A 12,964-nucleotide genomic window follows, 5' to 3' on the forward strand; every position below is an offset into this window, starting at 1 on the left:
GGGCGGCACCGAGGGGCACCATGTCGGGGCGACTGTTGAGCGTGACGACGCGCATCAGGCGGCTGCTGATGTCCACCGCCACCGGGCGGGTGCGGCGTGGACGCGCTTGCGGTTCGAGCTGGGTGGTGTGGCAGGCGGCGGGCGGGCGCACGAAGAAGCCGGATTGCGGCCGCGCCTCGATCTGGCCGCGCTCTTCGAGCTGGCGCAGCGCCTGCACCACGGTCGAGATCGACAGCTTCTTCTCGCGCGCCATCGTGCGTACCGAGGGTAGGCGGTCGCCCGGGCGCAGGATGCGCTCGGCGATCATGCCGCTCAGCTCGTCGGCGAGCTGTTCATAGCGCAGCGCGCGCTGCTCCATGGGCCGTTCCTTTTCCGAAATGCGTGCGCGGTCATTGTCCGGCCGGCCGCCCGCGCCCGAAAGGTACAGTTGGGGTCGAAATCGACCGGTACACTTTGAAGAATCGCAAACTGTATCGATGTCAATTTCGGTTCCGTGTGTCTGTACTGGCGCGGTCGCGATTCCTAGACTGGCATTGCACCTTCAATGGATATCTCGGGAGAGCGATCATGCGCCTGTTGTCGAGCAGTGGAACGATCCAACTGGACGAATGGAGCCCGCTCGCGCTGCGCGACGCCAGCGGGCTGCGCGTGGAGTGCGCCCGCGGACGGATCTGGGTGACGGTGGAAGGGCAGGCGGGCGACTTCTTCCTCGACGCCGGCGACGGCATGCGCATCGCCACCAAGGGACTGGTGCTGATCGAAGGCGTGCCGCGTGGCAGCGTGCGCCTGGTCGCCGACGCGCCGTGGCCGATCCGCTGGGCGAGCCGCCTGCTGAGCCGCGTGCATCGTCCGCGTGCGCAGCGTGCCGTTGGCGCTGCAGGAGCGGCGGTCTGATCGTTGTGGGCGCGGGAGGGCGGCGACCGCGCGGCCGCCCGCATGCGGTACAGTGCTGGGCATCACCAACCTGGCATGGTGCGGGAGACCGCCCCGTGCCCCGTCCCGATGCCCGACTACCACTGGACCGAGCGGCAGTTCGACGAGATGTCCTGGCACGACTGCCATGTCCATGCGCTGCGCCTCGTCGAGGGTGAATACGGGGCGGGGGAGCTGGTTCTCGACCTGGACTACATCGTCGAGTGGCTGTGCGATGCGGAAACTTGCCGCTTCCGCATCGTGCCGGCGACGCTGCGCTTTCTGGAGGTGACCAATCTGCGGCTGTCGCTGGACTACGCGGGTCCGAGCGCGGCGATGGGGCCATTCTCCATCCATGCCATCGAGCGTCGTGACGAGCCGCGGGAGCGCTACGTGGCGCAGGTGTGGACGATTGCGATCAACTGGCCCAGGGGCGAGATCGAGTTCGAGGCGAAAGGCTTCGAGCAAGGTGCGACCGGAGCGCCGGTCATGAGTGCGGCCCAGTGCCTGCGCGCGGACGAGCGAGGAAGCCATGTCGAGGCCGGATGAGGAGCGCTGCGCCGAATACCGGCAGTTCGCGAGGATCGATGCGGCCTTCCGCAGCGGCGATCTCGCCGCGCTGCGGGTCGCGGTCGATGACCCTGCGCTGGTGCCGAACGGGCCGATGCCGATCACCGTAGGGTCTTGCCTCGAATATGCGATCTACCACAGCCCGCTCGCCTTCATCCGCACGCTGCTGGAGATCGGCGCCGACCCGAATGCGCCGGACGATGGCGGTTTTCCATCGCTGATCGCGGCGCTGTCGTGCACCAATCCGCATCCGGGGGCGCCGGGCCGCAAGGACGTCGTGGAGATCCTCGAGCTGTTGCTCGCCTTCGAGGCGGACCCTGACCAGCGCGGCATCAACGACTACACCGCCCTGCACATGGCGGTGGGTGAGCGCAATCTGCCTGCGCTGGCGTGCCTGCTCGCGGCGGGGGCGGACCCGACGCTGCGCACGCGCATCGACGACTACGAGACGCCGCGCGAGATGGCCGAGCGTGCGGGGCTCGTACAATTTGCCGAACTCCTCGCTGAGCACGAACGGCGGCGCCGGACCCCGAACCGTTCGCACGACTGACCGGACCCCGCATGGACCGCTACACCGAAATCCGCAGCTTCGTCCTCGTCGCCGAGAAAGGCAGCTTCGCCGCCGCCGCGCTGGTCGAGGGCGTGACGCCCGTCGTCATGGGGCGCCGCCTCGACGGCCTGGAGAAGCGCCTGGGCGTGCGCCTGATGCACCGCTCGACGCGCGGCCTCACGCTCACCGACCTGGGCGAGCAGTTCCTCGAACAGTGCCGCCACCTGATCCACGAATTCGACGAGGCCGAGACCAGCGTCAGCGCCGGCCGCGATACGGTGCGCGGCCACCTCGTCGTCTCCGCCCCCGCGGCCTTCGGCCGCCGCCATGTCGCCGCGCACGCGCCGGCCTTCAAGGCGCGCTACCCGGAGCTGAAACTGTCGTTCAACCTCACCGACAGCGTCGTCGACCTGGTGCGCGAGGGCTACGACATGGGCATCCGCATCGGCGAGGTCACCGATCCGAACTATGTCGCCGTCCGCCTCTTCCCCAACCGCCGCGTCGTCTGCGGTACGCCGGGCTACTTTGCGCGCCACGGCGAGCCGCGCGTGCTGGAGGATCTCACCCGCCACAACTGCCTCGCCTTCAACCTGCAGGGCGGGCAGCAGCGCGGCTGGAGCTTCGTGCGCGACGGCAAGCTCGTCGCGGTGCGCGTCGATGGCGACCTCGACTGCAACGACGGCGAGCTGCTCTACAGCTGGGTGAAGCAGGGGCTGGGGATCGGCTGGCGCTCGACCTGGGAGATCCAGGCCGAGCTCAAGCGCGGCGAGCTGGTGACCGTGCTCGACGAATTCGCCGCGCCGACCTACGACATCCAGGCCGTGTATCCGCAGCAGCGCTACCTGCCGGCCAAGGTGCGGCACTTCATCGAATACCTGAAGGGCATCTACAACACGCCCGGCTATTGGGAGCGTGGCTAGTCACGGCGTCTCGGTGCGGTGTAATGTCCCGTCCGTGCGGGCGCCGCTGGTACGCCGAACTGGCGGGCGGGAGTGCGGTCGACTCCTTCGGGCACCATCGCGGATCATGTGATCCCGCGCACGTGCCTAGCGCGACCGGCACGAGTGCAGGTTCTGTATTGCCATTACGACAAAGAGGGCGTTGGTGCGCGTTTTGCCGCGGACACGACGAGCTCGGACACGGCGCCCTCCGCGGCGCCCTTTCCCCGCAGGACGAGGTAGCAGGATGTCACGTGCCATCAAGATCTTCCAGGGCCGGTTCGGCCGTGTCGCGCTGCTCGAGATGGACAAGCCGCTGGTGCCGCATGCCCATCACCATTGCCATGCGCTGATCAAGATCAGCGGGCCCGACACCTTCTTTTCGGTGCGGGGCGAATTGCAGCCGCTGACGGCGGAAACGGTGGTGCTGGTCAACGCCTGGGAGCCGCATGCCTATGCCTGTCACCGGCCGGAAGTCGGCAATACGGTGCTGCTCGGCCTGTACATCGAACCGAGTTGGCTGGCCGAAATCCAGCGACAGCTGACGGTCAGTGCGCACCCGCATTTCTTTCCGCATCCGTGCGTGGCCGTTTCGCCCCAAGCGCGCAAGCTCGCCGATGAGCTCGCCGGCGAGATGCTCGTGTCCGAAAGCATTCCTGTGGCGCGCCTCGAGTCGCAGCTGTTCGAACTGATGATCAGCGTTATCGACCGGAATTCCGAGTGGCGCAATTTCGGCGAGTTGCTGCGCGCGACGCGCGGACAGGCGATCGACCCGCGGATACGGCGGGCGATAGCCCTGATGCGCGACAACATCGGGATCACGCTCGACATGGACCAGCTCGCGGCACAGTGCGGTCTGTCGCGCGCGCACTTCTTCGCGCTGTTCCGCCGCAGCACCAACCTCACTCCGAACGTGTACGCGAACGTGCTGCGCATGGAGGCGGCCATCCGTAACCTGACGTCCAGCAGCGCCTCGCTCGCCGACATCTCGCTCGATATCGGTTTCTCGGCGCAGGCGCATTTCACGCGCTTCTTCCGTGAGCACCTGGGCACCACGCCGAGCGAATACCGCCGGGTCGTGGACGTCATCGATCCGGTCGTCGAAAACCACGTGTGACGGCAGGCGCGGCGCCGGGCGTTCACTGCTCCGGCAATCAAAATCAGACTCCACGGTAAATCCTGAGACTGCGCGGTAAGGGTCGCCGCGCGCTCCTCCCCTATTGTTCGGCCACGTCCCGGCACTGCCCGGGAAAACGGCAAAGCGCCCGCCGAGGCGCGGGACACGGAGGAGAGACATGGACAGGCAGACCTGCTGTTTGCGGCGCGTGCGTGTGCGCCGGAGTTGTGCGAGCCGCTGCGCGGGGTGCGCGCGATGAAGCGCGAAGATCCGGTCGTGGCGATGGCGCAGGACGCGCCGTTCGTCGGGCGTCCGCTCGAACGCGTCGAGGATGCGGCGCTGCTGACGGGGCGCGGGCGCTACGGTGACGATCTCGGCATCAAGCCGGGGACCTTGCATGCCGCGGTGCTGCGCTCGCCGCATGGGCACGCGATCCTGAAAGGCATCGACACGACGGCCGCCGAGGCGGCGCGCGGCGTGCGCGCGGTGCTCATCGGCGAGGACGTGCGCCGCTGGTCGCAGCCCTTCGTCGTTGGCGTCAAGGAGCCGATGGAACACTGGTCGCTCGCGGTCGATCGCGTGCGATACGTCGGCGAGCCGGTCGCGGTGGTCGTCGCTGAAGATCGCTACCTCGCCGAGGATGCGGTCGACCTGATCCGTGTCGAGTACGAGCCGCTGCCTGCTGTCGTCGGGATCGAGACGGCGATCGCCGCCGATGCGCCGGTGTTGCATCCCGCGGTGGGCACGAACATCGTCAGCGACCGCAGCTTCCGCTACGGCGACCCGGAGGCCGCCTTCGCGGATGCACCGCATCGCGTGTCGCTGACCGTGCATTACCCGCGCAACTCCTGCACGCCGCTGGAGGGGGGCGTGGTCATCGCCGAGCACCTGCCGGGCGACGAGGGCTATGAGGTCACGTCGAACTTCATGGGACCGTTCTCGCTGCACGCGGTGATCGCGCTCGCGCTCAAGGTGCCGGGCGCAAGGCTGCGCCACAAGGTGCCGCGCGACTCGGGCGGCAGCTTCGGCGTGAAGCAGAGCGTGTTCCCGTACGTCGTGCTGATGTGTCTCGCCTCGCGCAAGGCCGGCGCGCCGGTGAAGTGGGTCGAGGACCGCCTCGAGCATCTCGCGGGGGCGACGTCGGCGACCGGGCGGCTGGCGACGATCGAGGCAGCGGTCGAGTCCGACGGACGCATCACGGCGCTTTCCTTCGACCAGTTCGATGATGTCGGCGGCTACCTCCGCGCGCCCGAGCCCGCGACCTTCTACCGCATGCACGGCTGCCTGACCGGCGCCTATGCGGTGCGCAACCTGCGGGTGCGCAACCGCGTGGTGCTGACGAACAAGACGCCCGCGGGCCTCGTGCGCGGCTTCGGCGGTCCGCAGGTGTATTTCGCGCTGGAGCGGCTGGTGCAGCGCATCTCGGTGGTGCTCGGGCTCGATCCGCTGGATGTCTATCGCCGGAATTTCGTGCCGCCGCAGGCGTTTCCGTACCGGGCGGCGGCCGGTGCGCTGCTCGATTCCGGCGACTATCCGGCGGCGCTCGCGCTGGCGGTGCGGGAAGGCGGCTTCGCCGAGCTGCAGCAGCGACGCGACGCGGCGCGGGCCGAGGGGCGGCTCTACGGCATCGGCTTCGCGGCGATCGTCGAGCCCTCGATCTCGAACATGGGCTACATCACGACGGTGCTCACCGCGGAGCAGCGTGCGAAGGCGGGGCCGAAGAACGGCGCGATCGCGAGCGCGACGGTGAGCATCGACCTGCTCGGCAGCGTCAGCGTCGTCGTCGCCTCCGCCCCGGCGGGGCAGGGTCACATGACGGTGTGCGCGCAGGTCGTCGCCGACGCCTTCGGCCTGCGCCCCGAACAGATCGTCACCAACGTCGATTTCGATACGCAGAAGGATGCGTGGTCGGTCGCGGCCGGCAACTACTCCAGCCGCTTCGCCGGCGCGGTCGCGGGGACCGTCCATCTGGCGGCGGTGAAGCTGCGTGACAAGCTCGCGCGGATTGCGGCGCACCAGTTCGGCCTCGCCGCAGACGAGATCGCGTTTGCGGGAGGCAAGGTCTTCCCGCGCAGTGCGCCCGAGCGTGCGATTCCCTTCGCACGTGCAGCGAGCAGCGCACACTGGGCGCCCGCGCTGCTGCCGGAAGGCGAGACGCTGGGCCTGCGCGAGACCGTGTTCTGGAGCCCGGAGCCGCTCGCCGCGCCCGACGCCGAGGACCATGTCAACACCTCCGCGGCCTACGGCTTCGCCTTCGACATCTGCGCCGTGGAAGTCGATCGGGCCACGGGACGGGTGCGCATCGACCGTTACGTCACCGCGCACGACGCCGGCAAGATCCTCAATCCGGCGCTCGCCGACGGCCAGATCCGCGGTGCGTTTGCGCAGGGGCTGGGTGCGGCGCTGATGGAGGAGTTCCGCTACGCCGACGATGGCGGCTTCCTGTCGGGCACCTTCGCGGATTACCTGGTGCCGACGACCTGCGAGGTGCCCGACCCGGTGATCCTGCACATGGAGACGCCGTCGCCCTTCACGCCGCTGGGTGCGAAGGGGCTCGGCGAAGGCAACAACATGAGCACGCCGGCCTGCGTCGCCAACGCGGTCGCCGATGCGCTTTCGACGCTGGGCGACATTTCCGACCTGCGCTTGCCGCTGACGCCGGCGAAGGTCATGGCGCTGATCGGTTTCGACGATCCGGCGCCCTCGAAGCCGCGCGAGCGGGCGCCCGAGCCCGCGGCGGCCGCGGGCGGCGGACGCGCGCTGACCGCGACCGGAACGACGGAGATCGGCGCGTCGCCCGAGGCGGTGTTCCGCGTGCTGCTCGACCCGGCGGCGCTGACGAAGGTGATCCCGGGCTGTCATGCGCTGCAGCCGATCGGCGAGAACCGCTACCGCGCCGATGTGACGGTCGGTGTCGGTCTCGTGAAGGCGCGCTACGAGGCGGAGATCTCGCTTTCCGAACTGGATCCGCCACGCTCGCTGCGCCTGACGGGCGCGGGCCTGTCTGCGCTGGGCAGCGCGCGCGGCAGTGGTCGCGTCACGCTCGAAGCGATCCCGAACGGCACGCGCCTTTCCTACGACTACCGCGCGGAGGTGAGCGGCAAGGTCGCCGCGGTCGGCAGCCGCATGCTGGAAGGCGCGGCGCGCGTCGTGCTGGGCCAGCTCTTCGAACAACTCGGACGGCAGGCGGGCGGGGCGGCCCCGAAGCCCGTTTCGTGGTGGGACCGCCTGTTGAGACTCCTGGGGGTGAACAAATGAAACCCGCTTCCTTCGAATACATCCGCATCGACTCCGCCGCGGAAGCCTGCGCACAGCTCGCCGAGCATGGCGAAGATGCACGCATCCTCGCAGGCGGGCAGTCGCTGGTGACGGTGCTCAACATGCGCCTCGCGCAACCGCAGCGGCTGCTCGACATCTCGCGCGCCAAGGCGCTCGACTACGTGCGCATCGACGGCGGCAAGCTGGTGATCGGCGCGTCGGCCACGCAGGCGAGCGTCGAGTGGCGTCCGGGGCTCGCCAAAGAGGTGCCGCTGCTCGCGCTCGCGTTCCCGAACATCTCGCACTTCCAGATCCGCAACCGCGGCACGGTGTGCGGTTCGGTCGCGCACGCCGATCCGAGCGCCGAGCTGCCGTTGTGCCTCGCGCTGCTCGATGGCGAGGTCGTGCTGCGTTCGCGGCGTGGGGCGCGGGTGCTGAAGGCCGGAGCGTTCTTCCAGGGAATGCTGATGACCGCACGCCAGCCGGACGAGCTCGTCGAGGAGGTGCGCTATCCGCTCGCGAGCCCCGGCACCGGCCACGCCTTCGAGGAGTTCTCCTCGCGGCACGGCGACTTTGCGATCGTCGCGTGCGCCGCGGCGGTGAATGGCGACGGGATCCGCTTCGCAGTCGGCGGCGTCGCCGACCGGCCGCGCGTGGTCACGCTGCCGCGATTGGCGGGCAACGCGCTCGACGACGCCCTCAACGACTTCGCGTGGGAGCTGGAAGCGCGCGACGACCCGCATGCGAGCGCCGCCTACCGCCGCCACCTCGTACGCCAGATCGGCCGCCGCGTGATCGAGCAGGCCGGCCGCGCCATTCCCTCTGCAGGAGGACATTGAGATGAATCGACTCGAACAGGAACAGCAGCACCTCGTCACCGTGACCCTGAACGGCGTGAGCCGCAGCGGCCGCGCCGAGACCCGGACGCTGCTGTCGGACTTCCTGCGTCACGAGCTCGGTGCGACCGGCACGCATGTCGGCTGTGAGCACGGCGTGTGCGGCGCCTGCACGGTGCGCATCGACGGCGTCGCGGCGCGTGCGTGCCTGACGCTCGCGGTGCAGGTCGACGGCCGGCGCGTCGACACCGTCGAGGGACTGGCGGACCGCGACGGGATGCTGAACGACCTGCAACAGGCTTTTCGCCGCAGCCACGCGCTGCAATGCGGCTTCTGTACCGCGGGAATCCTGAATTCGTGCACGGATTTCCTCGAACGGGTGCCGATGCCGACCGAACAACAGGTCCGGGACATGCTGTCCGGCCATCTCTGCCGGTGCACCGGCTACACGCCGATCGTCGCGGCCGTTCTCGAAGTCGCCGCGGCACGGCAGACCCAACCAGAGGAGACAATCGATGCTTGATCTAGGGCGTACCTTCCTGCAGAGCGCGGAGCGCAGCCCCGACGCGGTCGCGATCGTGGATGGGCCGCTGCGGCTCACCTACGCGCAGTGGCACGGACGAGTCCAGGCGGTGGCCGGGGGGCTGCGCGCGCTCGGTGTGGGCCACGGCGACCACCTGCTGGTGGTCCTGCAGAACCGTTGGGAAATGGCGACGCTGCACTGGGCCTGCCAGTTCCTGGGGGTGATCGTCACGCCGCTGAACTGGCGCGCCAAGCCGGACGAAATCGACTACTGCCTCGCCGATTCGGGCGCAAAGGCGCTAGTGTTCGAGCCCGCCGCGGCCGAGGCAGTGGCGGCGTCGAGCGGCGCGGGCGGGCTGCTGCGCATCGGCGTGCAGCACGCCGAAGGAGCGTCGGTCGCGTTCGAGTCGCTGCTCGAAGGTCCCGCGCTTGCCGTCGGGCCGCAGGCCGGTGCCGACGACGTTTCGCTGATGCTCTACACCTCGGGCACGACCGGCAAGCCGAAGGGCGTTCCGCGCCGTCACCGCCAGGAGCGTGCCGCGGCGCTCGCCCATGTCGCGCAGAACCTCTATCGCCGCGGCGAATGCACGCTCGGCGTGATGCCGATGTACCACACGATGGGTGTGCGTTCGCTGCTGTCGATGGCGCTGATCGACGGACGTTTCGTGTGCATGCCGAAGTTCGACGCCGGCACCGCGCTCGCGCTGATCGAGGCGGAACGGGTCAGCAACCTCTACCTCGTGCCGACGCTGTACCACGACATGCTCGCGCATCCCGATTTCGCACGCCGCAACATCTCCACCGTCAGGAAGCTCGGCTTCGCCGGCGCGCCGATGCACGACGCCTTGCTGATGCGGCTTGACGAGGCCTTCCGCCCGGAATTGTTCGTCAATCACTACGGCAGCTCGGAGGTGTACACCTTCGCGATCAACCAGGACGCCCGGGCCAAGCCCGGCTGTGCCGGCCGCGCGGCTTTGAACGCCCGCATCCGCGTCGTCGCGCTCGGGGCCGACAGCCCCGACGCGCTCGCGGCGCCGTTCGAGGAAGGGCAGATCATCACCGACCTCGCCGGCGACGAAGCCTTCGAGGGCTACTGGAAGCGCCCCGACGCGGACGCCAAGTCGCTCAAGCACGGCTGGTACTTCACCGGCGACACAGGCTATTTCGACGCCGACGGCGATCTCTTCGTAAGCGGTCGCGTCGATGACATGATCATCAGCGGCGGCGAGAACATCTCGCCCGTGGATATCGAATCCGTGCTCTCGCTGCATCCGGGCGTCGACGAGGTCGCCGTCGCGGGCCTGCAGGACGAGCGCTGGGGCCAGCGTGTCGTGGCCTTCATCAAGCGCAAGCAGGAGATCGGCGCCGAGGCGCTCGACCAGTACTGCCGCGCGACCGATCTCGCGAATTTCAAGCGTCCGCGCGACTACGTCTTCGTGCGCGAGATCCCCAAGTCACCCGTCGGCAAGATCCTGCGACGCAAGCTCGTCGCCGGCGACTACGAAATCGACGCCACGGCCACGCTCGACTGAGCCGCCAAGCGGCCATCCGGCACTACCACATCAACCGAGGAGCACACCATGACGACCCTGAACCACCCCGCCCAGGAACTGCTGTCCCGGCTCGACGGCTTCCGCGTCGAGATCGACGCCGACCGCAAGCGTGCCGACATCATTCTCGACCGTCCGCCGTTCAACATCATCGCGATGGCCCAGCGCGACCAGCTGCGCGCCGTGTTCGAGGCGCTCGACGAGGATCCGCGCGTGCGCGTGATCGTGCTGCGCAGTATCGGCGAGCATTTTTCGAGCGGCGGCGATATCAAGGGCTTTCTCGAGGCGACGCCGGAGCACGTGTCGAAGCTCGCGTGGAACATCGCGGCGCCTGCCCGTTGCTCCAAGCCCGTCATCGCCGCGAACCGCGGCTACTGCTTCGGCGTCGGCTTCGAGATCTCGCTCGCGTGCGACTTCCGCATCGCCAGCGAGACGACGCTGTACGCGCTGCCCGAGCAGAAGCTCGGCCAGATCCCCGGGTCGGGCGGCTCCGCGCGCCTGCAGAAGATGGTCGGGGTGGGCCGCACCAAGGACATCGTGATGCGCTCGCGCCGCATCCCCGGCAAGCAGGCCTGCGACTGGGGCGTGGCCGTGGCGTGCGTGGCGGACGCCGAACTCGAAGCCGCGACTGATGCGCTCGTCGCCGAACTCGTCGAGTTCTCGCCGCTCGCGCAGCGCACCGCGAAGAAGCTTCTCAATGACACCGAGGACGCACCGCTGGCGATCGCGATCGAGCTCGAAGGGCATTGCTACAGCCGCCTGCGCAGCTCCGAAGACTTCCGCGAGGGCGTCGAAGCCTTCCACGCCAAGCGCAAGCCGAACTTCACGGGGCGCTGACGATGGCGGCGACACCGATCTGGCACGAGCCCTGGACTACCGCGGATCTCGCCGGACTCACGCGCGGCACGCTGGTAGAGCATCTCGGCATCGAGTTCGTCGAGATTGCGCCGGATGCGCTGCGGGCGCGCATGCCGGTGCGTGCGCAGACCGCGCAGCGGCTCGGCTTCCTGCACGGCGGCGCCTCGGTGGCGCTTGCGGAGACAGTCGGCAGCCTGGCGAGCCAGATGTGCATCGACCGCGAGCGCTTTGCCAGTGTCGGCCTCGACATCAACGCCAACCATCTGCGCGCGGTGCCCCAGGGGCAGGACGTGATCGCCACCGCCCGGCCGTTGCACCTCGGGCGCCAGACCCATGTCTGGGAAATCCGCATTGAAACAGGGGAGGGCAAGCTCGCGTGCATCGCGCGGCTGACGACCAGCGTCATTCCGCGCACGACATAGGCAAGGACCAAGCCAAGCATGTGCGCCCGATAGAGGCGCACGCAATGACAACATCTACATTCAAAGGCAGACAAATGGCGGAGACAATCACCTGCAAGGCAGTCGAGGGGCTGCCGTCCGAGAGCGCGGCTGCGGCCGTTCCGGCGCGCAAGGCACTGATGGCCGGATTCGCATCGACCTTCGGCTGGGCGCTGGACTTGTTCGACCTGTTCATCCTGTTGTACGTCGCGCCGATCATCGGCAGGCTGTTCTTCCCCTCCGACCAGCCGACGCTGTCACTGGCGGCGGTGTACGCCTCGTTCGCGGTGGCGTTGCTGGTGCGGCCGCTGGGTTCGGCGATCTTCGGTACCTACGCCGACCGGCATGGACGCAAGGGGGCCCTGACGATCGCAATGGTCGGTGTCGGCCTGAGTACCGCCGCGTTCGGTCTGTTGCCGACCATCCAGCAGGCCGGTGTGATCGCGCCGCTCCTGTTCCTTTCGCTGCGCGTCGTGCAGGGGATCTTCGTCGGCGGCATCGTGGCGTCAACGCACACGATCGGCACCGAATCGATCGCGCCGCAGCACCGCGGCCTGATGTCCGGGCTCGTTGGCAGCGGCGGTGCCGGCATGGGCGCCTTGCTCGCGTCCAGCGTGTATTTCGTGTTGTCGCAGGTCTTTCCCGGCGACGAGTTCGACCAGATCGGCTGGCGCGTCATGTTCTTCTCCGGCCTGGTGAGCACGGTGTTCGGCCTGGCGATGTACCGCTTCCTCGATGAGACGCCCGCGTTCAAGCAGATGAAGGCGGCACGCGAGCGCCAGGGCAAGCACGTTGACCAAGTATCGCCGTTGCGCAGGCTGTTTACCGGTGAATATCGCAACGTGCTGCTGGTGAATCTGCTCATCACGTTCGGCGGCGGGGCGACCTACTACATCACCGCAGGCTATTTGCCGACGCTGCTGAAGATGGTCGCCGGCGTGACGCACGCGGATTCCTCCCGCATCCTGATGATCGGCTCGGTCGGCACCATCGCCGGTGCGCTGATATTCGGCGCACTGAGTGACCGGATCGGACGCAAGAGGACTTTCTACATCCTCGGGTGCATGAGCCTGGTGATGCTGCCCTATCTGTTCACGGCGATCGCGCAGCCGGCCGAACTTGGCGCGATCACTGCGATGGCGTGCGGCATCTCGCTCCTGGGGGGGGCGATCATCGCGCCGGTGCTGATCTTCCTCAACGAGCGCTTCCCGACCACCCTGCGCGCTTCGGGCACGGGGCTGTCGTGGAACATCGGCTTTGCGCTGGGCGGCCTGATGCCGACTCTGGTATCGCTCGTGAGCGCGACGCCGCAGGACATCCCGCGGGTGCTGGCGATCACGTCGGCCGTGCTGGCGGTCGTGTATCTGATCGGCGCCAAGGTCGTGCCGGAAACGCAGAACAAGTTCGACTGAG

13 protein-coding genes are annotated in these 12,964 nt (G+C 68.4%); 12 read left to right on the forward strand and 1 reads right to left on the reverse strand.

The features are described from left to right. The coding region (locus GO615_RS17785) for a GntR family transcriptional regulator (protein WP_169130554.1) at positions 1–358 on the reverse strand (358 nt) is incomplete at its 3' end. A 209-nt stretch (positions 359–567) separates the two neighbouring features. Here GO615_RS17785 and GO615_RS17790 point away from each other — a divergent pair. The 12 genes from GO615_RS17790 to GO615_RS17845 all read left to right on the forward strand — a co-directional run bounded on the left by GO615_RS17790 (position 568) and on the right by GO615_RS17845 (position 12,963). Next, complete coding sequence (locus GO615_RS17790; protein ID WP_169130556.1) at positions 568–894, forward strand: DUF2917 domain-containing protein; 327 nt, start codon at positions 568–570, stop codon at positions 892–894. A 75-nt stretch (positions 895–969) separates the two neighbouring features. Next, complete coding sequence (locus GO615_RS17795) at positions 970–1,461, forward strand: hypothetical protein (protein ID WP_169130558.1); 492 nt, start codon at positions 970–972, stop codon at positions 1,459–1,461. Continuing rightward, complete coding sequence (locus GO615_RS17800) at positions 1,445–2,032, forward strand: ankyrin repeat domain-containing protein (RefSeq protein WP_169130560.1); 588 nt, start codon at positions 1,445–1,447, stop codon at positions 2,030–2,032. Before GO615_RS17795 ends, GO615_RS17800 begins: the two co-directional genes overlap by 17 nt. Positions 2,033–2,043: 11 nt before the next feature. Further along, positions 2,044–2,952 (forward strand): LysR family transcriptional regulator, encoded by a 909-nt coding sequence (locus tag GO615_RS17805; protein WP_169130562.1) that lies wholly within the window; start codon positions 2,044–2,046, stop codon positions 2,950–2,952. A 265-nt stretch (positions 2,953–3,217) separates the two neighbouring features. After that, positions 3,218–4,087, forward strand: a complete 870-nt coding sequence (locus tag GO615_RS17810; RefSeq protein ID WP_169130564.1) for an AraC family transcriptional regulator — start codon at positions 3,218–3,220, stop codon at positions 4,085–4,087. A gap of 255 nt (positions 4,088–4,342) precedes the next feature. After that, a complete protein-coding gene (locus GO615_RS17815; protein ID WP_169130566.1) occupies positions 4,343–7,345 on the forward strand; it encodes a xanthine dehydrogenase family protein molybdopterin-binding subunit in 3,003 nt (1,000 codons plus the stop codon). Beyond that, positions 7,342–8,184: an FAD binding domain-containing protein gene (locus tag GO615_RS17820; protein WP_169130568.1), complete on the forward strand. Its 843-nt coding sequence runs from the start codon at positions 7,342–7,344 to the stop codon at positions 8,182–8,184. Before GO615_RS17815 ends, GO615_RS17820 begins: the two co-directional genes overlap by 4 nt. A gap of 1 nt (position 8,185) precedes the next feature. Then, the gene (locus GO615_RS17825; RefSeq protein ID WP_169130570.1) at positions 8,186–8,704 is read left to right on the forward strand and encodes a (2Fe-2S)-binding protein; all 519 of its coding nucleotides are present in this window, start codon (positions 8,186–8,188) and stop codon (positions 8,702–8,704) included. Beyond that, the gene (locus GO615_RS17830) at positions 8,697–10,235 is read left to right on the forward strand and encodes an AMP-binding protein (RefSeq protein WP_169130572.1); all 1,539 of its coding nucleotides are present in this window, start codon (positions 8,697–8,699) and stop codon (positions 10,233–10,235) included. The genes GO615_RS17825 and GO615_RS17830 overlap by 8 nt, the downstream gene beginning before the upstream one ends. A 48-nt stretch (positions 10,236–10,283) precedes the next feature. Further along, positions 10,284–11,090: an enoyl-CoA hydratase/isomerase family protein gene (locus tag GO615_RS17835; RefSeq protein ID WP_169130574.1), complete on the forward strand. Its 807-nt coding sequence runs from the start codon at positions 10,284–10,286 to the stop codon at positions 11,088–11,090. Positions 11,091–11,092: 2 nt separating this feature from the next. Then, positions 11,093–11,533, forward strand: coding sequence for a PaaI family thioesterase (locus GO615_RS17840; RefSeq protein ID WP_169130576.1), 441 nt, complete (start codon positions 11,093–11,095; stop codon positions 11,531–11,533). Positions 11,534–11,607: 74 nt separating this feature from the next. Next, positions 11,608–12,963 (forward strand): MFS transporter, encoded by a 1,356-nt coding sequence (locus GO615_RS17845; protein ID WP_169130578.1) that lies wholly within the window; start codon positions 11,608–11,610, stop codon positions 12,961–12,963. Position 12,964: the final 1 nt, after the last annotated feature.

Origin of the sequence: Aromatoleum evansii, assembly GCF_012910805.1 — a bacterium.
GTDB lineage: Bacteria > Pseudomonadota > Gammaproteobacteria > Burkholderiales > Rhodocyclaceae > Aromatoleum > Aromatoleum evansii.

Coding starts and splice junctions, on each gene's coding strand:
- GO615_RS17815 (WP_169130566.1), top strand. CDS start 4,343: ATGAAGCGCGAAGATCCGGTCGTGGCGATGGCGCAGGACGCGCCGTTC.
- GO615_RS17820 (WP_169130568.1), top strand. CDS start 7,342: ATGAAACCCGCTTCCTTCGAATACATCCGCATCGACTCCGCCGCGGAA.
- GO615_RS17830 (WP_169130572.1), top strand. CDS start 8,697: ATGCTTGATCTAGGGCGTACCTTCCTGCAGAGCGCGGAGCGCAGCCCC.
- GO615_RS17840 (WP_169130576.1), top strand. CDS start 11,093: ATGGCGGCGACACCGATCTGGCACGAGCCCTGGACTACCGCGGATCTC.
- GO615_RS17810 (WP_169130564.1), top strand. CDS start 3,218: ATGTCACGTGCCATCAAGATCTTCCAGGGCCGGTTCGGCCGTGTCGCG.
- GO615_RS17790 (WP_169130556.1), top strand. CDS start 568: ATGCGCCTGTTGTCGAGCAGTGGAACGATCCAACTGGACGAATGGAGC.
- GO615_RS17845 (WP_169130578.1), top strand. CDS start 11,608: ATGGCGGAGACAATCACCTGCAAGGCAGTCGAGGGGCTGCCGTCCGAG.
- GO615_RS17835 (WP_169130574.1), top strand. CDS start 10,284: ATGACGACCCTGAACCACCCCGCCCAGGAACTGCTGTCCCGGCTCGAC.
- GO615_RS17825 (WP_169130570.1), top strand. CDS start 8,186: ATGAATCGACTCGAACAGGAACAGCAGCACCTCGTCACCGTGACCCTG.
- GO615_RS17800 (WP_169130560.1), top strand. CDS start 1,445: ATGTCGAGGCCGGATGAGGAGCGCTGCGCCGAATACCGGCAGTTCGCG.
- GO615_RS17805 (WP_169130562.1), top strand. CDS start 2,044: ATGGACCGCTACACCGAAATCCGCAGCTTCGTCCTCGTCGCCGAGAAA.
- GO615_RS17795 (WP_169130558.1), top strand. CDS start 970: ATGGTGCGGGAGACCGCCCCGTGCCCCGTCCCGATGCCCGACTACCAC.